Origin of the sequence: Archangium sp. (assembly GCF_036277355.1) — a bacterium.
Taxonomy (GTDB): domain Bacteria; phylum Myxococcota; class Myxococcia; order Myxococcales; family Myxococcaceae; genus Archangium.
Genome location: NZ_DASUNC010000085.1, coordinates 31,392 through 51,009, shown reverse-complemented (window position 1 = coordinate 51,009; position 19,618 = coordinate 31,392). Strand labels below are relative to the sequence as shown.

The 19,618-nt window shown below is 66.6% G+C and carries 33 protein-coding genes; 31 read left to right on the top strand and 2 right to left on the bottom strand.

Going from position 1 to position 19,618, the window contains the following annotated elements; all coding sequences use genetic code 11:
- The 31 genes from VFZ09_RS22895 to rplQ all read left to right on the top strand — a co-directional run.
- A partial coding sequence (locus VFZ09_RS22895; RefSeq protein WP_329729764.1) for an EF-Tu/IF-2/RF-3 family GTPase occupies positions 1-616 on the top strand: 616 nt, incomplete at its 5' end.
- Positions 617-807: 191 nt separating this feature from the next.
- The gene (gene rpsJ, locus VFZ09_RS22890; protein WP_002625389.1) at positions 808-1,116 is read left to right on the top strand and encodes a 30S ribosomal protein S10; all 309 of its coding nucleotides are present in this window, start codon (positions 808-810) and stop codon (positions 1,114-1,116) included.
- Positions 1,117-1,169: 53 nt separating this feature from the next.
- Positions 1,170-1,793, top strand: coding sequence for a 50S ribosomal protein L4 (gene rplD, locus VFZ09_RS22885; protein WP_329729763.1), 624 nt, complete (start codon positions 1,170-1,172; stop codon positions 1,791-1,793).
- A complete protein-coding gene (locus VFZ09_RS22880; RefSeq protein WP_043408997.1) occupies positions 1,790-2,083 on the top strand; it encodes a 50S ribosomal protein L23 in 294 nt (97 codons plus the stop codon). Before rplD ends, VFZ09_RS22880 begins: the two co-directional genes overlap by 4 nt.
- A 32-nt stretch (positions 2,084-2,115) precedes the next feature.
- A complete protein-coding gene (rplB, locus tag VFZ09_RS22875) occupies positions 2,116-2,961 on the top strand; it encodes a 50S ribosomal protein L2 (RefSeq protein ID WP_043409000.1) in 846 nt (281 codons plus the stop codon).
- A gap of 15 nt (positions 2,962-2,976) precedes the next feature.
- A complete protein-coding gene (gene rpsS / locus VFZ09_RS22870; RefSeq protein ID WP_267537797.1) occupies positions 2,977-3,258 on the top strand; it encodes a 30S ribosomal protein S19 in 282 nt (93 codons plus the stop codon).
- Positions 3,259-3,298: 40 nt separating this feature from the next.
- Entirely contained in the window at positions 3,299-3,646 is a 348-nt protein-coding gene (rplV, locus tag VFZ09_RS22865) for a 50S ribosomal protein L22 (RefSeq protein WP_329729762.1), read from the top strand.
- 46 nt (positions 3,647-3,692) lie between these two features.
- Positions 3,693-4,355, top strand: coding sequence for a 30S ribosomal protein S3 (gene rpsC / locus VFZ09_RS22860; protein WP_043409008.1), 663 nt, complete (start codon positions 3,693-3,695; stop codon positions 4,353-4,355).
- A 59-nt stretch (positions 4,356-4,414) separates the two neighbouring features.
- A complete protein-coding gene (gene rplP, locus VFZ09_RS22855) occupies positions 4,415-4,834 on the top strand; it encodes a 50S ribosomal protein L16 (protein WP_329729761.1) in 420 nt (139 codons plus the stop codon).
- Between the two features lie 66 nt (positions 4,835-4,900).
- On the top strand, positions 4,901-5,107 hold the full coding sequence (gene rpmC, locus VFZ09_RS22850) for a 50S ribosomal protein L29 (RefSeq protein WP_329729760.1): 207 nt from the start codon (positions 4,901-4,903) through the stop codon (positions 5,105-5,107).
- Positions 5,108-5,118: 11 nt separating this feature from the next.
- Entirely contained in the window at positions 5,119-5,433 is a 315-nt protein-coding gene (gene rpsQ, locus VFZ09_RS22845) for a 30S ribosomal protein S17 (RefSeq protein WP_043409017.1), read from the top strand.
- Positions 5,434-5,539: 106 nt separating this feature from the next.
- The gene (gene rplN / locus VFZ09_RS22840; RefSeq protein WP_043409019.1) at positions 5,540-5,908 is read left to right on the top strand and encodes a 50S ribosomal protein L14; all 369 of its coding nucleotides are present in this window, start codon (positions 5,540-5,542) and stop codon (positions 5,906-5,908) included.
- A 37-nt stretch (positions 5,909-5,945) separates the two neighbouring features.
- Positions 5,946-6,275 carry a 50S ribosomal protein L24 gene (gene rplX, locus VFZ09_RS22835; protein ID WP_043409021.1) on the top strand — a complete coding sequence of 110 codons (330 nt, stop codon included), beginning with the start codon at positions 5,946-5,948 and terminating at the stop codon, positions 6,273-6,275.
- A gap of 175 nt (positions 6,276-6,450) precedes the next feature.
- Positions 6,451-7,101 carry a 50S ribosomal protein L5 gene (gene rplE, locus VFZ09_RS22830; RefSeq protein ID WP_329729759.1) on the top strand — a complete coding sequence of 217 codons (651 nt, stop codon included), beginning with the start codon at positions 6,451-6,453 and terminating at the stop codon, positions 7,099-7,101.
- A gap of 15 nt (positions 7,102-7,116) precedes the next feature.
- Positions 7,117-7,302, top strand: coding sequence for a type Z 30S ribosomal protein S14 (locus tag VFZ09_RS22825; protein ID WP_043409024.1), 186 nt, complete (start codon positions 7,117-7,119; stop codon positions 7,300-7,302).
- 175 nt (positions 7,303-7,477) lie between these two features.
- A complete protein-coding gene (gene rpsH, locus VFZ09_RS22820) occupies positions 7,478-7,879 on the top strand; it encodes a 30S ribosomal protein S8 (RefSeq protein ID WP_329729758.1) in 402 nt (133 codons plus the stop codon).
- A gap of 60 nt (positions 7,880-7,939) precedes the next feature.
- Positions 7,940-8,509, top strand: coding sequence for a 50S ribosomal protein L6 (gene rplF / locus VFZ09_RS22815; RefSeq protein WP_047857266.1), 570 nt, complete (start codon positions 7,940-7,942; stop codon positions 8,507-8,509).
- A 96-nt stretch (positions 8,510-8,605) separates the two neighbouring features.
- The gene (gene rplR, locus VFZ09_RS22810; protein ID WP_043409034.1) at positions 8,606-8,962 is read left to right on the top strand and encodes a 50S ribosomal protein L18; all 357 of its coding nucleotides are present in this window, start codon (positions 8,606-8,608) and stop codon (positions 8,960-8,962) included.
- A gap of 27 nt (positions 8,963-8,989) precedes the next feature.
- Positions 8,990-9,508, top strand: a complete 519-nt coding sequence (gene rpsE, locus VFZ09_RS22805; protein ID WP_043409036.1) for a 30S ribosomal protein S5 — start codon at positions 8,990-8,992, stop codon at positions 9,506-9,508.
- A gap of 3 nt (positions 9,509-9,511) precedes the next feature.
- Positions 9,512-9,775: a 50S ribosomal protein L30 gene (rpmD, locus tag VFZ09_RS22800; RefSeq protein WP_329729757.1), complete on the top strand. Its 264-nt coding sequence runs from the start codon at positions 9,512-9,514 to the stop codon at positions 9,773-9,775.
- A 16-nt stretch (positions 9,776-9,791) separates the two neighbouring features.
- Positions 9,792-10,307, top strand: a complete 516-nt coding sequence (gene rplO / locus VFZ09_RS22795; protein WP_329729756.1) for a 50S ribosomal protein L15 — start codon at positions 9,792-9,794, stop codon at positions 10,305-10,307.
- A gap of 126 nt (positions 10,308-10,433) precedes the next feature.
- Positions 10,434-11,780: a preprotein translocase subunit SecY gene (gene secY, locus VFZ09_RS22790; RefSeq protein WP_329729755.1), complete on the top strand. Its 1,347-nt coding sequence runs from the start codon at positions 10,434-10,436 to the stop codon at positions 11,778-11,780.
- Between the two features lie 108 nt (positions 11,781-11,888).
- Entirely contained in the window at positions 11,889-12,536 is a 648-nt protein-coding gene (locus VFZ09_RS22785; protein WP_329729754.1) for an adenylate kinase, read from the top strand.
- Between the two features lie 20 nt (positions 12,537-12,556).
- Entirely contained in the window at positions 12,557-13,321 is a 765-nt protein-coding gene (gene map / locus VFZ09_RS22780; protein ID WP_329729753.1) for a type I methionyl aminopeptidase, read from the top strand.
- Between the two features lie 137 nt (positions 13,322-13,458).
- Positions 13,459-13,677: a translation initiation factor IF-1 gene (gene infA / locus VFZ09_RS22775; RefSeq protein ID WP_043409051.1), complete on the top strand. Its 219-nt coding sequence runs from the start codon at positions 13,459-13,461 to the stop codon at positions 13,675-13,677.
- A 78-nt stretch (positions 13,678-13,755) separates the two neighbouring features.
- On the top strand, positions 13,756-13,872 hold the full coding sequence (gene rpmJ, locus VFZ09_RS22770) for a 50S ribosomal protein L36 (protein WP_002633586.1): 117 nt from the start codon (positions 13,756-13,758) through the stop codon (positions 13,870-13,872).
- A 51-nt stretch (positions 13,873-13,923) separates the two neighbouring features.
- Positions 13,924-14,307, top strand: a complete 384-nt coding sequence (gene rpsM / locus VFZ09_RS22765) for a 30S ribosomal protein S13 (protein ID WP_047857270.1) — start codon at positions 13,924-13,926, stop codon at positions 14,305-14,307.
- A gap of 68 nt (positions 14,308-14,375) precedes the next feature.
- Positions 14,376-14,825, top strand: coding sequence for a 30S ribosomal protein S11 (rpsK, locus tag VFZ09_RS22760; RefSeq protein WP_267537784.1), 450 nt, complete (start codon positions 14,376-14,378; stop codon positions 14,823-14,825).
- A 63-nt stretch (positions 14,826-14,888) separates the two neighbouring features.
- A complete protein-coding gene (gene rpsD, locus VFZ09_RS22755; RefSeq protein WP_329729752.1) occupies positions 14,889-15,515 on the top strand; it encodes a 30S ribosomal protein S4 in 627 nt (208 codons plus the stop codon).
- Positions 15,516-15,723: 208 nt separating this feature from the next.
- Positions 15,724-16,812, top strand: coding sequence for a DNA-directed RNA polymerase subunit alpha (locus VFZ09_RS22750; protein ID WP_329729751.1), 1,089 nt, complete (start codon positions 15,724-15,726; stop codon positions 16,810-16,812).
- Between the two features lie 174 nt (positions 16,813-16,986).
- Positions 16,987-17,400 (top strand): 50S ribosomal protein L17, encoded by a 414-nt coding sequence (rplQ, locus tag VFZ09_RS22745; protein ID WP_329729750.1) that lies wholly within the window; start codon positions 16,987-16,989, stop codon positions 17,398-17,400.
- A gap of 131 nt (positions 17,401-17,531) precedes the next feature.
- Here the strand turns inward: rplQ and VFZ09_RS22740 are convergent, their stop codons facing one another.
- Both VFZ09_RS22740 and VFZ09_RS22735 read right to left on the bottom strand, forming a co-directional pair.
- Complete coding sequence (locus VFZ09_RS22740; RefSeq protein WP_329729749.1) at positions 17,532-18,167, bottom strand: hypothetical protein; 636 nt, start codon at positions 18,165-18,167, stop codon at positions 17,532-17,534.
- Between the two features lie 46 nt (positions 18,168-18,213).
- Positions 18,214-19,605 (bottom strand): tetratricopeptide repeat protein, encoded by a 1,392-nt coding sequence (locus tag VFZ09_RS22735; protein ID WP_414640731.1) that lies wholly within the window; start codon positions 19,603-19,605, stop codon positions 18,214-18,216.
- Between the last annotated feature and the right edge of the window lie 13 nt (positions 19,606-19,618).

The window sequence follows — 19,618 nt, the reverse complement described above, 5'->3', positions numbered from 1 at the left end:
CGACCTGATGGACGCCATCGACAGCTATATCCCCGAGCCGGTCCGCGAGGCCGACAAGCCGTTTTTGATGGCGATCGAAGACGTGTTCTCGATCGAAGGCCGCGGCACGGTTGTGACCGGCCGCATCGAGCGCGGCATCGTCAAGGTTGGCGACGAGATCGAGATCATCGGCCTGCGCCCGACGCAGAAGACGGTCGTCACGGGCGTGGAGATGTTCCGCAAGCTGCTGGACGAGGGCATGGCGGGCGACAACATCGGCGCGCTGGTGCGCGGCCTGAAGCGTGAGGACCTGGAGCGTGGCCAGGTGCTGGCCAAGCCGGGCTCCATCACCCCGCACACCAAGTTCAAGGCTCAGATCTACGTGCTCACGAAGGAGGAGGGTGGCCGTCACACCCCGTTCTTCAAGGGCTACCGCCCGCAGTTCTACTTCCGCACCACGGACGTGACGGGCACGGTGAAGCTGCCCGACAACGTGGAGATGGTGATGCCCGGCGACAACATCGCCATCGAGGTGGAGCTGATCACCCCTGTGGCCATGGAGAAGGAGCTGCGCTTCGCCGTTCGCGAGGGTGGCCGTACCGTGGGCGCCGGCGTCGTGGCCGAGATCATCGCGTAGTTCCGTCGTTTTCTCCGCTTCCCCGGGCTTTTGTTCAGAAAAGTTCGGAGAAGTCGGAATAAGGTTGCATCCACCAGGGGCCGGTGGTACAAGCCGCGCCCCTTCGTTCGAAGAAATGGCTCTGTGACATCCAGGGGACGTTGGTCGTAGCGCCTCCCGAAGGCAGAGGCCGTTTAAAGAGGTTTTTGCGAATGGCGACACAGAAGATCCGCATCCGGCTGAAGGCGTACGACTCCAAGCTCCTGGATCAGAGCGCTGGCGAGATCGTGGAGACGGCTCGGCGCACGGGCGCCAAGGTGGCCGGTCCGATCCCCCTGCCCACGCGCATCAACAAGTTCACGGTTCTGCGCTCGCCGCACGTGGACAAGAAGAGCCGCGAGCAGTTCGAGATCCGTACTCACAAGCGCCTGCTCGATATCCTCGAGCCGACCCAGCAGACGCTGGACGCGCTGATGAAGCTGGATCTCTCGGCCGGCGTTGACGTGGAGATCAAGTCCTGAGGAAGCGGGGCTGAGCCCTCGCGGTTCCACTCCGTTCCCCAGAGGAAAGAGCCATGGCGAAGTTCGACGTAGTCGACTTGGATTTGAAGAAGGTGTCGGAGCTTGAGCTCTCCGACGATGTTTTCGGTGCCGAGCCGAACGCGAACCTCTTTTATGAGGTCGCGAAGATGCAGCAGATCAACCGGCGCCGGGGTACGGTGGGTGTGAAGAACACCTCGCTGGTGAGCGGCGGTGGCAAGAAGCCCTGGAAGCAGAAGGGCACTGGCCGCGCTCGTCAGGGTTCCATCCGCGCCTCCCACTGGGTGGGCGGCGGTAAGGCGATGGCCCCGAAGCAGCGGGACTACTTCTACCGTCCCCCGAAGAAGGTCCGTCGCGGTGCGCTCAAGGCGGCTCTGTCGCTGCGCGCCCGGGAGAAGACGCTCATCATCGTGAGCGACTTCAGCCTGTCGGCTCCCAAGAGCAAGCAGGCCTTCGAGGCTCTGACCAAGCGCCTGAAGCTGTCCGGCGCGCTGGTCATCGACGCCAAGGACAACACCAACCTGCACCGCAGCGTGCGCAACCTGGCGAAGTTCGACGTTCTGCCCCCCGAGGGTCTGAACCTCGAGTCCGTGCTCCGCCACAAGCACCTGGTGCTCACTTCCGCGGCCGCGAAGGCCATCGAGGGGGCGCTCTCGTGAATATCAACGACGTCATCAAGGGACCGCTCATCACCGAGAAGCTGGACGCGGCCCGCGAGAAGTTCCGGCAGTACTCGTTCATCGTCGACAAGAAGGCCAGCAAGTACGACGTGGCCAACGCCGTCGAGAAGCTCTTCAAGGTGAGCGTCGAGGGTGTGCGGACCAACATCGTGCGCGGCAAGACGAAGCGCGTGGGTCGCTCGATTGGCAAGCGGCCGAACTTCAAGAAGGCGGTCGTGACCCTGAAGGAAGGGGACAAGATCGAGCTCTTCGAGGGAGGCGCGGTCTAGCGCACTGCGCTGACCGTCGTTGAGGAACCACCATGGGCATCAAGAAGTACAAGCCGACCTCCGCCGCCCGTCGTCTGATGACCGCGTCTGACTTCGCGGACATCACCAAGGGCAAGCCGGAGAAGAAGCTCACCGAGTCCCTGTCGAAGTCCGGCGGCCGTAACGTCCACGGCCACATCACCCGCCGCCACCAGGGCGGTGGTCACAAGCGCCGCTACCGCGTCATCGACTTCAAGCGTCGGGACAAGGACGGCGTGCCGGCCAAGGTCGCCGCGGTCGAGTACGACCCCAACCGCTCCGCCAACATCGCCCTCCTGCACTACGCGGATGGCGAGAAGCGCTACATCCTCGCCCCGGTCGACCTCAAGGTCGGTGACACCGTCATGGCGGGTGAGGGCGCGGACATCCGTCCGGGCAACAGCCTCCCGCTGATCAACATCCCGATCGGTACCATCATCCACAACGTGGAGCTGAAGCCGGGCCGTGGCGCCCAGATCATCCGCTCCGCCGGTTCCTCCGGCCAGTTGATGGCCAAGGAGGGCCGCTACGCCCAGGTTCGTCTGCCCTCGGGCGCCGTGCGCATGGTCCTCATCGAGTGCCGTGCGACCGTGGGCCAAGTGGGCAACCTGGAGCACGAGATCATCCGCATCGGCAAGGCCGGCCGCAGCCGCTGGCTGGGCATCCGGCCCACCGTCCGCGGTCTGGCGATGAACCCCGTCGATCACCCGCACGGTGGTGGTGAGGGTAAGTCCGGCCAGGGTAATCCGCATCCGGTGTCGCCGTGGGGCCAGAAGACCAAGGGTCTCAGCACGCGCACCAACAAGCGTACTGACAAGTTCATCGTGAGCGTCCGCCGTCCGGGCGCGCGCAGCCAGTAGTCGAGGGTTCACACAATGGCGCGTTCGATCAAGAAGGGTCCGTTCGTCGATGGTTTCCTCGTGAAGAAGATCGAGGACATGATCAAGACGAACAAGAAGAGTGTTGTGAAGACGTGGTCCCGGCGTTCCACCATCCTGCCGGAGTTCGTGGGCCACACCTTCGCGGTGCACAACGGCCGCAAGTTCATCCCCGTCTTCGTGACCGAGAACATGGTGGGCCACAAGCTCGGCGAGTTCGCCCCGACGCGTACGTTCGGCGGCCACTCGGCGGAGAAGAAGGTCGCCAAGGGCAAGTAGCCGGCCCCGCTGACCAGCGGCGTCCGCCAGAGGAGATGACATGGAGTCGAAGGCACATCTGAGGTTCCTGCGCATGTCGCCCCGGAAGGTTTCCACGGTGGCGGCACTCGTCCGGGGCAAGCCGGTGGGGCAGGCCCTGAACATCCTGCGCTTCACCAGCCGCGCTGCGGCCGTTCCCGTGGCCAAGCTCATCAAGAGCGCCGTGGCCAACGCCACCGACCTGTCCAAGGGCCAGGTCGATGTGGACCGGCTGATCGTGAAGACGATCTCGGTGGATCAGGGTCCGACCCAGCGCCGCTATATGCCGCGCGCCATGGGCCGCGCCACGCGCATCAACAAGAAGACCAGCCACATTCACGTGGTGCTGGAGGAGGCGGCCAAGAAGTAAGGCCGCCCCCTGGCGCCCCACGCAACCGATTCGAAGGAGAAGCACGTTGGGCCAGAAAGTCCATCCCATTGGGTTCCGCCTCGGGGTCATCAAGACCTGGGACTCCAAGTGGTTCGAGCACAAGAACTACGCGCAGTGGCTGCATGAAGACATCCGCATCCGCGAGTTCGTGAAGAAGTCGCTCGCCCACGCGGGTGTCTCCAAGGTGGAGATCGAGCGCGCGGCGAACAAGGTGAAGGTCAACGTGCACACCGCGCGCCCGGGCATCGTCATCGGCAAGCGCGGTGCCGGCATCGAGACGGTGAAGAAGGACCTCCAGCAGTTCACCAAGAACGAGGTCTTCCTCAACATCGTCGAGGTCCGCAAGGCCGAGACGGACGCGCAGCTGGTGGCCGAGAACATCGCCACCCAGCTCGAGCGCCGTATCGCCTTCCGCCGCGCCATGAAGAAGGCGCTGCAGACGGCGATGAAGTTCGGCGCCAAGGGCATCCGCGTCTCCTGCTCCGGCCGTCTCGGCGGCGCGGAGATGGCCCGCTACGAGTGGTACCGCGAGGGCCGCGTGCCCCTGCATACCCTCCGCGCGGACATCGACTACGGTTTCGCCGAGGCCAAGACGACCTACGGCAAGATCGGTTGCAAGGTCTGGATCTGCCGCGGCGAGGTGCTCCCCACCAAGGGTGGCCAGGCCGCGCCGGCCGCCAACCGCTAACTCTTCCCCGGGAGCCGCTCCGTGAGGGGCGGCTCGCTCGGGCCTGAAGGACACCGACGATGCTTCAGCCTGCTCGTACGAAATACCGCAAGATGCACAAGGGCCGCACGCCCGGCCAGGCCCACCGCGGCAGCGATCTCACCTTCGGTGAGTACGGCCTGATGTCCCTGCAGCCGGGGTGGATCACCTCGCGGCAGATCGAGGCGGCCCGTATCGCGATGACGCGCCACATCAAGCGTGGCGGCAAGATCTGGATCCGCGTGTTCCCGGACAAGCCGATCACCAAGAAGCCCGCCGAGACCCGCATGGGTACCGGTAAGGGTGGTGTGGAGTTCTACGTGGCGGTGGTCAAGCCCGGCCGCATCCTCTACGAGATGGAGGGTATGACGCCCGAGGTTGCCACGGCCGCCATGAAGCTGGCCCAGGCGAAGCTGCCCGTGCTGACGAAGATCGTCAGCCGCAGCGAGCTGGCCCTCTAGTTTTCTGCCTCCGGGCGGCCCACCTGGTGTAGAGGGGCCGCCCGCTGGCTTGAAGGAGATTTGAAGATGGCGACTGCGAAGGAACTCAAGGAGCTCTCGGCGGACGACCTGCAGCGGCGCGCGGCCGAGCTGCGCGAGACGCTGTTCCAGGATCAGCTCAAGCGGGCCACCGGCTCGCTCGACAACCCGTCCGAGCGCACCCAGCACAAGCGCGACCTGGCGCGCATCCTGACCGTCCTGGGGGAGAAGTCCCGGGCGGAGAAGAAGGCTTAGGAGCTTTTCTCATGGCTGAAGCGACTCAATCCACCTCTGCCAAGATCTCCACCCGCGGCCGTCCCAAGACCCGCGTGGGGATCGTGACCTCCAACAAGATGCAGAAGACGGTGGTCGTCACCGTCTCGCGCCGCGCGTCTCACCCGAAGTACGGGAAGATCATGAGCATGCGCGAGAAGTACAAGGCGCACGTCGAGGATCACGACTATCCGGCCAAGATCACCATCAACGAGGGTGACCGGGTGCGGATCGCCGAGACCCGTCCTGCTTCCAAGGACAAGCGCTGGCGCGTGGTCGAGGTGTTGGAGAAGAGCAAGAACGTCTGAGCCGTCCGAGCTCGCGCAGCCCACAGGCGCGCGAGGCCGTGGCTCGAGCCGCGCGGTGCCCGTCCTCACCGGATGGGCCTGCCGTAGCTGAGATAGGAGATTCCAGATGATTCAGATGACGAGCGTGCTCGACGTGGCCGACAACTCGGGCGCCAAGAAGGTGTTCTGCATCAAGGTGCTCGGTGGCTCGAAGCGCAAGTACGCGTCCATCGGCGATGTGATCGTCGTGTCGGTGCGCGAGGCGCTGCCGAACTCCAAGGTGAAGAAGGGTGACGTGGCCAAGGCGGTCATCGTGCGCACCGCGCGCGAGGTGGGCCGTCCGGATGGCAGCTACATCAAGTTCGATGGCAACTCCGCCGTCCTCATCAACAAGGACATGGAGCCCATCGGGACGCGCATCTTCGGGCCGGTGGCCCGCGAGCTCCGCGCCCGCAAGTTCATGAAGATCATCTCGCTCGCTCCCGAGGTCCTCTAGTAGGGCATCAGGCGGTCCGCGAGGAGGGAGAGGAACCATGGAGAAGCTCAAGGTTGGAGACACCGTCCAGGTCATCGCCGGCGCCGAGCGCTCGGAGAAGACCCCGGCGACCAAGCGTGGCAAGGTGCTGAAGATCGACCGGGAGGCCCAGCGCGTGACCGTCGAGGGCCTGCGCCTGGTCAAGCGCCACCTCCGCAAGACGCCCCAGCAGCCCGAGGGCGGCATCGTGGAGAAGCCGGGCACCATCCAGATCTCGGACGTGCAGGTGGTTTGCGCCAAGTGCGACAAGCCCACCCGCGTCGGTGTCCGGGTTGATGGGGACAAGAAGAAGCGGTTCTGCAAGAACTGCGACGCCCTGATTGACTAGGGGTGCCGGTTCGGGCATGTATGCGCGCCCTTTGCCCTACCTCGGGTGAGGGGAGGGCGGGCGAGCATACCCGGGGCCCCGAAGGACCCGTGGGGGCTCCGGTGTTTCCAGTTTCCACGCAGCACTGATCGGCGCGCTGGGTCCACGGCGGCGCTCCGAAGCAGAGGACAAGACGATGGCTGAAGAGAAGAAGGACGCGGCGAAGAAGGAAAAGAAGGGCCGCAAGAAGGAAGAAGTCAAGAAGGCCGGTTTCGCGGCGAACATCGAGGAGGGTCTGAAGGTTGGCCCCGCGCGTCTCAAGGTGCGCTTCCGCAAGGAGGGCATCCCGGCGCTCATGAAGGACCTGGCGCTCAAGAACCCGATGCAGGTTCCCCGCCTCGAGAAGATCGTCGTCAACATGGGTCTGGGCGAGGCGCTCGCCAACAACAAGATCCTTGAGTCCGCCGTGGACCAGCTGGGTGCCATCACCGGCCAGAAGCCCGTGGTGACCCGCGCCCGCAAGTCCATCGCGAACTTCAAGCTGCGCCAGGGCCAGGCCATCGGCTGCGCCGTCACGCTGCGCGGCGACCGCATGTACGAGTTCCTGGACCGCCTCATCACCGTGGCGCTGCCGCGCGTGCGTGACTTCAAGGGCGTGTCCCCCAAGGCGTTCGACGGGAAGGGCAACTACACGCTCGGCGTCCGCGAGCAGATCATCTTCCCGGAAATCAACTACGACCAGATCGAGAAGGTGAAGGGGCTCAACATCAGCTTCGTCACCACCGCCGCGAACGATGAGCAGGGGCTGGCGCTGATGCGTCACTTCGGCATGCCGTTCCGCACGTAACGAGGATTCGCATCCATGGCCAAGCTCTCGAAGATCGCCCAGGCGAAGCGCAAGCCGAAGTTCTCCGTCCGCGCGTACAACCGCTGCCCGCTCTGCGGCCGGCCCCGCGCGTTCCTGCGGAAGTTCAACATGTGCCGTATCTGCTTCCGGCACCGCGCGCTCCGCGGCGAGATCACCGGCGTCACCAAGTCGTCCTGGTAGTCGGACGCGGGCTTCCGGACCTCGAGCAGGGGTCCGGGTGCCTGGTCCGCCCCTGAAGGGCGGGCCGAAGCAGTGAAATGCATGGCAGCCGTGGCGAACCCCCGGGATGGGCCCGGCAGGCGCGGCGGTTGCGAGCGCGGACGCGGTGAAGCCGCTCCGCACGGAAGGTACTTTCATGTCGGTTGTCAACGATCCCATTGGCGACATGCTGACCCGCCTGCGCAACGGCTCGCGCGCGCGTCACGACAAGGTCGTCATGCCCCACTCGAACCTCAAGGTCGAGATCATCAAGGTTCTCAAGTCCGAGGGCTTCATCGGGGACTACACGATCCACGAGCGCGCCCCGCAGAACGAGATCTCGGTCCAGCTGAAGTACGGCCCGGATCGCTCCCCGGCCATCACCGGCATTCGCCGCGTGTCCAAGCCCGGCCTGCGCCGTTACGTCAACGTGCGTGAGATTCCGCAGGTTCTCGGCGGCCTGGGCATCTCCATCCTCTCCACCTCGAAGGGCGTGATGGTGGACTCCGAGGCTCGCAAGCAGAAGGTCGGCGGCGAGCTGCTCTGCACCGTCTACTAGCCAGCCCCCCGGGTGCCGCGGCTCACCGCCGCGACCTGGACTGACTGCACTGAGGAAATCATGAGTCGGATTGGAAAGCTTCCGGTCAAGCTGGCGGACAAGACGAAGGCCACTGTGTCGGGCCGCCAGGTCAGTTTTGAAGGCCCCAAGGGCAAGATGGTCGTTCAGCTTCCCGCCAAGGGCGTGAAGGTGACGGTCGCGGGCGGTGAGGTCCGGGTGGAGCGCGAGGATGAGTCGCGCGAGGCCCGCAGCCTGCACGGCCTGACGCGCACGCTGCTGGCCAACGCGGCCAAGGGCGTGTCCACGGGCTTCGAGCGCCGCCTGGACATCCGCGGCGTCGGTTTCCGCGCCGAGGTCAAGGGCAAGACGATCAACATGTCGCTGGGCTACTCGCACCCGGTGGTGTTCAACCTGCCCGAGGGCGTGACGGCCGAGGTCGACAAGGCCGCGCGCACCGAGGACGGTCTGCCCACCCTCGGTCTGACGCTCCGGTCCGCGGACAAGGAGGCCCTCGGGGCCGCCGCCGTGAAGATCCGCGCGCTGCGCCCGCCCGAGCCGTACAAGGGCAAGGGCATCAAGTACTCGACCGAGAAGATCCGTCGCAAGGAAGGCAAGACGGGCACCGCCTAGTCGGAGTGAACACCCAACCGCGCGGCGCCACCTGGTGCCGCGCAATCATCCGGCGGTGGAAGTCCCCATCACCGCCGGACGGAGAAGGAATCATCCATGTCGAAGAAACTCGATCCGCGCCTCAAGAGGAAGGACCGCATCCGCCGGAAGCTCTCGGGTACCACCGAGCGCCCGCGTCTGTCGGTCTACAAGAGCCTCAAGCACATCTACGCCCAGGTGGTGGACGACACCACGGGCCGCACCCTGGCGTTCGCCTCGTCGCTCTCCAAGGAGCTCAAGGGCAATACCGAGGGCGACAAGAAGGCCGAGGCCAAGCGCGTGGGCGCCCTGATCGCCCAGAAGTGCAAGGCGGCCAATGTCGACGCGGTGGTGTTCGATCGCAACGGCTTCCCCTACCATGGCCGTATCGCCGCCGTGGCCGATGCCGCGCGTGAGGGCGGGCTGAAGTTCTAGAAACCTTTCGAATAAGGAAGTTCCCAAGTGGCAACTCCGATCAATCCAAACGATCTCGACCTCACCGACCGCGTGGTGAATATCAACCGCGTCGCCAAGGTGGTGAAGGGCGGCCGGCGGTTCTCGTTCGCCGCGCTGGTGGTGGTGGGCGATGGTGCCGGCCACGTCGGCATCGGCCTGGGCAAGGCCAACGAGGTCCCCGAGGCCATCCGCAAGGGTGGCGAGAACGCGAAGAAGAACCTGTTCCGCGTTCCGCTGCAGGGCCACACCATTCCGCACGAGGTGCTCGGGCACTTCGGCGCGGGCTGGGTGCTCCTGAAGCCGGCCGGTGAGGGTACGGGCGTCATCGCCGGTGGTGCGGTGCGCGCGGTTCTCGAGGCGGCGGGTATCCGCAACATCCTGACCAAGAGCCAGGGCTCGCGGAATCCCCACAACGTGCTGAAGGCCACGGTGGCCGGTCTGAAGACGCTGCGTTCGCCGGAGCAGGTGTCGCGCCTGCGCGGCAAGGACGTGGGTCCCCAGAAGTCCGAAGAGGCGAGGGGTTAAATCATGGCGCTCAAGGTCAAGCTGACGAAGAGCTTCGCGGGTTCGTCCGTGGACCAGCTCGCGACCATCCGGAGCCTCGGGCTGAAGAAGTTCGGCGACGAGCGGCTCCTCCAGGACACGCCGGCGATTCGCGGCATGGTGAACAAGGTGCGTCACCTGGTGACGTCCGAGACGGTGCAGGGCGACGCCCCGAAGACGACCCGTCGCAAGCCCCGGCACATCCGGGAGCGCGACGCCGCGCGCGCCAGCCAGGCCTCCAAGGCCTAGGAAGAGGGTTCAGACAATGACTACGCTCAACAACCTGAAGCGCCCGGCGAACTCGTGGCACCGCAAGAAGCGGGTGGGCCGCGGCCAGGGTAGCGGTCTGGGCAAGACGGCCGGCCGCGGTGGCAAGGGCCAGAAGGCCCGTTCCGGCAACATGCGGTTCGAGGGCTTCGAGGGCGGTCAGAGCCCGCTGCAGCGCCGGCTGCCGAAGTTCGGCTTCATCTCCCCCAACCGCACCATCTACGCGGTGGTGAACCTGGCGGACCTCGAGGCGTTCGACGCGGGCGCCACGGTGGACGAGGCGGCGCTGAAGGCGCGTGGCCTGGTGAAGGGCCGCTACGACGGCGTGAAGGTGCTCGGCAACGGCACCCTCACCAAGAAGCTGACCGTCCGGGCGCACAAGCTCTCGGCCACGGCTCGCGAGGCGGTCGAGAAGGCGGGCGGTTCCGTCGACGAGCTGCCGCTCGTGGCCCACAAGCCCGAGTCCGCCGCGAAGGCCCACAGCGGTAAGGGTGTCAAGAAGGCCAAGTCGTGAGGGTAGGGCGCATCACACTCCTAGTGGTGCGCGCCGCTCTATCCGTGTAGGATTCCGCGCCCCTGTCCGAATTCGGATGGGGGCGCTGTTGTTCTCGCTGAAACCTTTTTGGGGGATGGTTCCCACGTGGCTCTGAACGCCTTCGCCAACGTCTTCCGCATCGCGGAGCTGCGCAGCCGGCTCATCTATACGCTGGGGCTGCTCGCGGTGTACCGCATCGGTATCTTCATCAACACGCCCGGCGTCGACCGAGCGGCGATGAACGCGTTCATGGACGCTCAGCGCCAGTCGGGCGGCCTGTTCTCGCTCTTCAACCTCTTCTCTGGCGGCGCCCTGGACCAGATGTCCATCTTCGGTCTGGGCATCATGCCGTACGTGTCCTCCTCCATCATCATCCAGCTGCTGGCGGTGGTGGTGCCCAGCCTGGAGCGTCTCCAGAAGGAGGGGGCGGGTGGACGGCAGAAGATCAACCAGTATACCCGCTACGGCACGATCCTCCTGTCCGTCATCCAGGGCATCGGCATCTCGCGCTGGCTGGCCTCGCTCGGCCGCTCCGACGCGGGACAGAACGGCTTCAACCAGATTGTCGTCCCCAACGACAACGCCTGGTTCACCTTCATGACCGTCATCTCCCTGACGGCGGGCACCGCGTTCATCATGTGGCTGGGTGAGCGCATCACCGAGCGCGGCATCGGCAACGGTATCTCCATCATCATCTTCGCGGGCATCGTGGCCGGTCTGCTGCCCAGCGGTAAGACGCTGCTGGACATGATCTCCCAGGAGATCATCAGCGTGGCCGCCGTGGGCGCCCTCCTGGCGTTCATGGTGCTGGTGGTGGGCGTGGTCTGCTACGTCGAGCGCGGCATGCGGCGCATCCCCGTGCAGTACGCCAAGCGGATGGCCGGGCGGCGGATGTTCGCGGGCCAGGCCACCTACTTCCCGATGAAGGTCAACACCGCGGGCGTGATTCCGCCGATCTTCGCCGGCGCGCTGCTGTCCTTCCCGGCCACCCTGGGCACCTGGTTCCCGGCGCTGCAGACGGTGCAGCGCAGCATCGAGGGCAGCCCCTGGGTGTACAACGGCATCTTCGTGCTGCTCATCATCTTCTTCTCGTTCTTCTACACGGCGCTGACCTTCCGGCCGGACGACGTGGCGGACAACATCAAGAAGCAGGGCGGCTACATCCCGGGCATCCGTCCGGGCCGTCAGACGGCGGACTTCATCGAGGGCGTGCTCAACCGCATCACCTTCGGTGGCGCGCTCTACCTGGCCGCCATCTGCGTGATTCCGTCCATCATCAGCAACGTGCTGGGCGTGCGCTTCACCTTCGGCGGCACCGCCCTGCTCATCGTCGTGGGCGTGGCGCTGGACACGGTGCAGCAGATCGAGGGTCACCTCATCAGCCGCAACTACGAGGGCTTCGCCGGTCCTCGCGGCCCGCGCATCCGCGGCCGGGTCCGCGTGGCGGCCTAGTCGAGTCAGTAGTTTCCCTGGCGCTCCTCCCCCCTCACCCCGGGGAGGAGCGCCTCGTCGTTGCAGGGGTGTGTTGAGCATCCTTCCTGACGAGCTGAGAGGAATCGAATGAACCTCATCCTGTTTGGCCCGCCCTTCGTGGGGAAGGGGACCCAGGCGAAGAATCTGTACGCGGAGTTCAAGCTTCCGCAGATCTCCACGGGCGACATCCTCCGCAAGGCGGTCCGCGAGGGCACCGAGCTGGGCAAGCTGGCCGGTCCGCTGATGGCCGCCGGTGCCTACGTGCCCGACGAGATCGTCATCGGCATCGTGGAGGAGCGCCTCAAGGAGCCGGACTGCGCCCATGGTTTCGTCCTGGACGGCTTCCCGCGCACCCCTCCCCAGGCCGAGGCGCTCGAGCGCATGCTCGCCCGGCTGGGCAAGAAGCTCGACGCCGTGGTGTCCCTCAAGGTGCCCCACGAGAAGCTCATCGAGCGTGGCTCGGGCCGGCGCTCGTGCCCCACCTGCGGCTCCGTCTACCACGTCTACCAGAACCCCCCGAAGCGGGCGGGCTACTGCGACAAGGACGGCACCGGCCTGGTGCAGCGCGATGACGACAAGGCGGACGTCATCGAGAAGCGCCTGAAGAAGTACGACGCGGAGACCGCGGCCCTGGAGCCGTTCTACGCGCAGCGCGGCCTGCTCAAGACGATCGACGGTGTCGGCTCGCCCGAGGGCGTGTACGCCGACATCAAGAAGGCCCTGGGCAGGGGCTGAGCAGGCGGGCAGGGGCAGCCGTGGGCCAGGTCGCGATCAAGAGCCGGGAGGAGATCGCCCTCATGCGCGAAGCCGGGCGCATCGTGAGCGAGATCCTGGACGAACTCGAGAAGGCCGTGGCCCCGGGTGTCACCACCTGGGACCTGGATGCCCTGTCCGAGAAGCTCATCTACCAGAAGGGCGCCAGGCCAGCCTTCAAGGGCTACCATGGCTTCCCGGCCTGCCTGTGCGCCTCCGTCAACGACGAGGTGGTACACGGCATCCCCTCCAAGCGGCGCAAGCTGCGGGAGGGGGACCTGATGAAGCTGGACTTCGGGGTCGTCTACCGGGGCTTCTTCGGGGACTCGGCCCGGACGGTGCCGGTGGGGACGGTGAGCTCCGAGGCCCAGACCCTGGTCAACACCACCCGGGAAGCCCTCCACAAGGGCATCCAGGCCATGGTGCCCGGCAACCGGCTCGGCGACATCGGCCATGCCGTCCAGCGCCACGTGGAGGCCCGGGGCTTCTCCGTGGTCCGGCTCTTCAGCGGCCATGGCATCGGCCGCCGCCTCCACGAGGAGCCGGATGTGCCCAACCACGGCCAGCCAGGCAGTGGCCTGAAGCTTCGTCCAGGAATGGTCCTCGCGCTCGAGCCCATGGTGAACCAGGGCACGGATGAGGTGATGGTCCTCGAGGATCAGTGGACAGCCGTGACGCGCGACAGCAAGCTTTCCGCTCACTTCGAGCACACCGTGCTCATCACCGAAGGAGGGCCGGAAGTCCTCACCCGGCACAGGGCCGGGTAGGCGAGCGGAATATGATGTGGTATACAGGGGTTCGTAGAAATTCGGTTTTACCGCGCGAGGATGCTTGCCACTTCTGGACCAAAGTGTTATCCCGCCGCGCTTCCAGAGTTCCGGTGGTCCGCGAGAGGGTTATCTGATTGCCGAAGGATGATTCCATCGAAGTCGAGGGGACCGTGATGGAGCCCCTCCCGAACGCGATGTTCCGTGTGGTGCTGGACAATGGCCACAAGGTGCTCGCGCATATCTCGGGCAAGATGCGGATGCACTTCATCCGAATCCTCCCGGGCGACAAGGTCAAGGTCGAGCTGTCCCCGTACGATCTGTCCCGGGGCCGGATCACCTACCGGGCGAAGTAGCAAGGGCTCGGTTCCGCGGAATGGCGGACCGGCCCTCGAGGCTTTTCTTTTCTAAAGCGAAGGAAGGGAAGTACCGCCATGAAGGTTCGGGCGTCCGTCAAGAAGATCTGCGACAAGTGCAAGGTTGTCCGCCGCAAGGGCATCGTGCGCGTCATCTGCGCCTCCAACCCGCGGCACAAGCAGCGCCAGGGCTAGGCCCCTCAGGGACCGAGCTCCAGACCAACTCACCAGAAGGAACGACTCAAGATGGCTCGTATCGCCGGCATCGACCTCCCGCCCAACAAGCGCGCGGTGATCTCGCTCCAGTACATCTACGGGATCGGCAACAAGTCCGCCCACGACATCATCACCGCGGCGGGAATCGACCTCGCCACCCGGACCAAGGACCTGACCGAGGAGCAGACTCGCAAGATCCGCGAGATCCTCGAGGCGACCTACAAGGTCGAGGGTGACCTCCGTCGCGAGGTGACCATGAACATCAAGCGGCTGATGGACCTGGGTTGCTACCGGGGTCTGCGTCACCGCAAGGGTCTGCCGGTCCGTGGTCAGCGGACGCACACCAACGCGCGTACCCGCAAGGGCCCGAAGCGCGGCATCGTGCGCGCCAAGCCGGCGACGGCCGCTCGCTAGTTCTTCCACCTGCGCCGGCCCCCTGAGGCGCCGGCGTCGATCACCTACCTCACGGAGCAACGAGTTCCATGGCTGAAGAGACCAACGCGCCTGCGGCCCCGGCCGCTGCGGCCCCCGCGACGGGCGACACCGCCGCCGCTGCGCGCAAGAAGGGCAAGAAGGGCAAGAAGAGCATCCTCAATGGCGTGGTCCACATCCAGTCCACGTTCAACAACACCATCATCACGATCACGGACGTGTCCGGGAACGTGATCTCCTGGTCCTCCGCTGGCGCCCGCGGCTTCCGCGGCAGCCGCAAGTCGACGCCGTTCGCCGCCCAGGTGGCCGCCGGTGACGCCGCGGCCAAGGCCATGGAGCACGGCTTGAAGAACGTGACGGTGCTGGTGAAGGGTCCTGGCGCGGGCCGTGAGTCCGCCCTGCGTGCGCTCGCCGCCGCCGGCCTGAAGATCGCGCTCATCCGCGACGTGACGCCCATCCCGCACAACGGCTGCCGTCAGCCCAAGCGCCGCCGCGTCTAGTTCCATCCCGGGCCGCTCTCCTGAAGGGGAGCGGTCCAGACCACCTCTACACGGAGAAGCATCGTGGCCCGTTATACCGCCTCCGCCTGCCGTATCTGCCGGCGTGAGAACCTGAAGATGTATCTGAAGGGTGACCGCTGCTACACGGACAAGTGTGCCATCGAGCGGCGTCCCTATCCCCCCGGTCAGCACGGCCAGGGCCGCGTGAAGTTCTCCGGCTACGGCGTGCAGCTGCGCGAGAAGCAGAAGGTCAAGCGCATGTACGGCCTGCTGGAGAGCCAGTTCCGCGGCTACTACCACCGCGCCTCCGCCGCCAAGGGCAAGACCGGTGAGAACCTCCTGCAGCAGCTGGAGCTCCGCCTGGACAACGTGGTGTTCCGCATGGGCTTCGCGGACACCCGCGCCGAGGCCCGCCAGCTGGTGCGTCACGGCCACTTCACGATCAACGGCAAGCGGGTCAACATCCCGTCCTTCGCCGTGAAGCCGGGCACCACCATCGAGGTGGCCGAGAAGAGCCGGAAGATCCTCCGCATCTCCGAGGCGCTGGAGACGGTGGATCGCCGCGGCGTGCCGCAGTGGATCGACCTGGACAAGAAGGGCTTCAAGGCCACGGTGCGCACCGCGCCGAACCGCGAGGACCTGACCATGCCGATCCAGGAGCAGCTGATCGTCGAGCTGTACTCGAAGTAATCGGCCTGGCTCGCCTCTCCCGGGCGAGACCTACCGCTGGAGCTGTCGTACGCGCCCTGGCCTCACCGCCGGGGCGTCGTGCTTCTACCGCAGGCCCCTCCGTGCAGCCCCGGGGCCGGCCGTTATTCAAAGCAACCCCGCGTGGCCATCCTCCCACCACCCCGGTGGGTAAGTCGGTGGTGGCGCACGTTCCCAGGAGCAGAAGACCATGGCTGACTCTTTCCTCGCGAAGAACTGGCGTGACCTCATCAAGCCCCGCCGGCTCGAGGTCGATCAGGACTCCCTCACCCCTACCTACGCCAAGTTCGTGGCCGAGCCGCTCGAGCGCGGTTTTGGCACCACGCTGGGCAACTCGCTGCGCCGCGTCCTGCTGTCGTCCCTGCAGGGTGCCGCCATCACCACGGTGAAGATCGAGGGCGTGGACCACGAGTTCACCACCATCTCCGAGGTGGCGGAGGACGTCACGGACATCGTGCTGAACCTGAAGGAGGTCCTCCTCCGGATGCACACGAATGAGCCGAAGACGATCCGCATCGAGGCCGAGGGCCCCAAGGAGATCAAGGCCGGTGACATCATCACCGACCAGGACGTGGAGATCCTCAACCCGGGTCACCACATCTGCACCGTCTCCGAGGGTGGCAAGGTCCGCATGGAGCTGACGTGCCGCCGCGGCCGCGGCTACGTGCCGGCCATGGCCAACAAGGTGGCGGGCTCGCCCATTGGCACCATCCCCATCGACTCGCTGTTCTCGCCCATCCGCAAGGTGAACTACCAGGTGACCAACGCCCGCGTCGGCCAGGTCACCGACTACGACAAGCTCGCCCTCGAGGTGTGGACGGACGGCTCCGTCACGCCCCAGGACGCCGTCGCCTACGCGGCCAAGATCATCAAGGAGCAGCTCACCGTCTTCGTCAACTTCGACGAGACCGAGGAGCCCGTGGCGGTCGAGGCCCCGAAGGAGGAGGCCAAGCTCAACGAGAACCTCTTCCGCTCGGTGGACGAGTTGGAGCTCTCCGTGCGCTCGGCCAACTGCCTGCAGCAGGCCAACATCAAGACCATCGGCGACCTGGTGCAGCGCACCGAGGCCGAGATGCTCAAGACCAAGAACTTCGGCCGCAAGTCCTTGAAGGAGATCAAGGAGATCCTCGCGGAGATGGGCCTGTCGCTCGGCATGAAGCTGGAGAACTGGCCCCCGAAGACCCCGCCCGCGCCCGCTCCGGGTGCGGCTGCTGCTGCTGCGGCCGCCGCCGCGGCGACGGCGGGTGGCGTGGTGCCCCCCGGCGCTCCCAAGGCCTAGTAGACTCCCGCAGCACCTCGTCCCTCGGGGCGGCATGGCCGCATACCCCGAGGGAGGAGGGGGCCCTCCCAGGCCCAACACAGCAACGGTGGAGCCCGTGCCGGTTCCATCCTTCCCACCCGGTACCTCGTACGGCCGGAGTGGTGGGCCCCGAAAGGGCCCGAGGTCAGCACCATGCGTCACAAGGTAGGCCAGAGGAAGCTCCACCGCACCACGAGCCACCGGCTCGCGATGCTCCACAACATGGTCACCTCGCTGCTCGAGCACGAGGCCATCCGCACCACGCTGCCCAAGGCCAAGGAGGCCCGGGCGATCGCCGAGCGCATCATCACCCTCGGCAAGCGCGGTGGCCTGGCCAACGTGCGCCTCGCGGAGCGGACGGTTCGCAACCGCGTCATCCTCCAGAAGGTGTTCAGCGAGTACAAGGACCGTTACGCCAACCGCCCGGGCGGGTACACCCGCATCGTGCGCCTCGGATTCCGTCGCGGTGACGGCGCCGAGATGGCCCTGCTGGAGCTGGTGGATCGTCCCGCCAAGGCCGCTCCGGTCGACACCGAGGCTGGCGCCACGGAGACCAAGGCGGAGTAGTCGGCCGTCTCAAAGGCAGTGCACGGGAGCGTCCTTCCCTCCGGGGAAGGGCGCTCTCGCGCTTTCGGGAGTCCGCTGTGCGGGGAAGGGAAGGGCGGAGGGCTCCGGGTGCCCTCGACGCCCGCTCCGGGTTACTGCGCGTCCGTGAGGTTCTTGCCGTTCTCGAGCAGCACTGCGTCGCCGTCGTCGGTCCGCATCTCGACGCCGACGATCTTGATGTCCGAGGGCGCCGCCTGGCCGCTCGCGTTCAGCAGCTGCTTGGGCGTGATGGTGATGTCCTTGCCCGGCTCCACGCGCGGAACGAAGGCATTCCACTCCACCCGCCGGCTGTCCGTGACGACGATGTGGACCTTCTCCCAGGCGTCCTCGCTCTTGTTCATGATCGTCAGCGAGGCCCGGCTGGTGACGGGCACCAGCTTCGCGCCGAAGTCTCCCGTCTGCTTCACGTTGCCTCGGGCACAGGTGATGCCGAACGTGCTGACGGACAGGAACACCCAGCCCGCCACGATGAAGGCCTTGTACTTGAAGAAGCTGTCCTGCTCGCGGAACTCCTCCACCTTCTCCTTCACGATGGAGAGGGCGTTGAGGGCCACGTTGGCGGACTCGGCCTTCAGCTTCTGGCTGAGCGGACCCTGCTGCTCCTTGGGCAGGGGCGCCGTACGCGCGGCGCTCATCACGCGCGGATTGTTCGTCTGCGAGACGCGGGGCATGCTCGTCGACGACGGCGTCCCGCGCGGCTGCTGGGGCTGTTTGGCACCTTCACTCATCGAGTCCCCAGTGTAGAGGGTCCGGGCTCCCGCTGGCTACCAGGCCCTAGGGACTCTTCAGCTGCTGCAGCGCCCTCGACGCCACCGCGTTCTCCGGCTGGGCCTCCAGCACCTTGCGCAGCCAGCGCTCCGCCTTCCCGGCCGCCTCCCTCCGCTCCTCCGGCTTCGAGGACTGCTTCGCCTGCTCGGTGAAGAGGATGCCCAGCCGCAGCGTGAACTCCACGTTGTCCGGATCCTTGTCCACCACGTGCAGCAGTTCCCGCTCGGCGCCCGCCCAGTCGCCCTCCAGCTGACGCACCAGCGCCAGCTTGCCCCTCGGCGCCACCTCGTCCGGCGCCAGGTACGTCAGCACCCGGAAGGCCTCGCCCGCCGCCTTCAGGTTCCTCTGCTCCAGGTAGATGTCCCCCAGCCGGAACCACGCCACGTCCTGCAGCGGGTTGAGCTCCACCGCCTTCTCCAGGTGCGTCCGCGCCGCCTCCGGCCGCTGCCTCCCCAGGTACAGCTCGCCCAGGTAGAAGTGGTTCTTGCCATCCTCCGGCGCCAGCTCGATGGCCCGCTTGAACTCCTCCACCGCCCGGCCCGCGTCGTCCAGCCGCTGCCACGCCAGCCCCATCAGCGCGTGCACCACCGCCACGTCCGGGTAGTCCCGCAGCACCTCCTCGAACGCCACGATCGCCGGGTGCGGCGCGTCCAGCTCCCTCAGGTAGCGCAGGCCCTCCTCCAGCTTGGGCTCGGCCGCCTTCGGGAAGCGCGCGAACGGATCCGCGATCTGATCCATCAGCGCCCGCGCCGTGGCCACCTCCGAGGGGCTCGGGCTCATCCGCACCAGCGCTCCCAGTGCCGCCACCGCCCCCGCCGCGTCCCCCGTCCGGTGCAGCGCCTTCGCCAGCGGCAGGCGGATGCCCGCGCGCTCCGGGGCCAGCTCGGCCGCGCGCCGCAGCGGACCCACCGCCTCCGCGTACTGCTCGGACTCCAGCCGGGCCAGCCCCAGCCGGTAGTGCAGCTCGGGCTCGTCCGGCTTCAGCTCCACGGCCCGCTCGAAGGCCGCCACCGCCGGCCCCCCCGCGTCCGACGCCCGCGAGAAGTACGCCAGCCCCAGCATGTAGTGGTTCACCGCCCGCTCCGCCTGCGCGTTGCGGCGTTGCAGCTCGGCGATCCACGCGTCCGTGTGGCCCGCCTTCACCTGGGCCTCCGTCAGCATCCGCGCCAGCTCCAGGTCCTCCGGCGCCCGGGCGGACTCGGCCTCCAGCAGCGGCAGGGCCCGCTCGGGCTGCTTCTTCGTCAGGTACTCGCGGGCCTGCGCTCGCGCGTCCAGGGGGCGCTCGGCCGCGCCGCCATGGCGGCAGCCGGTGACCAGGCCCAGTCCGAGCACGGCCACACCCGCCCAGGTGCGCAGCCGGCGAACATCAAGACGGGAATCGGGGGAGGGAAGGCGCACGGGGAGACGGTCT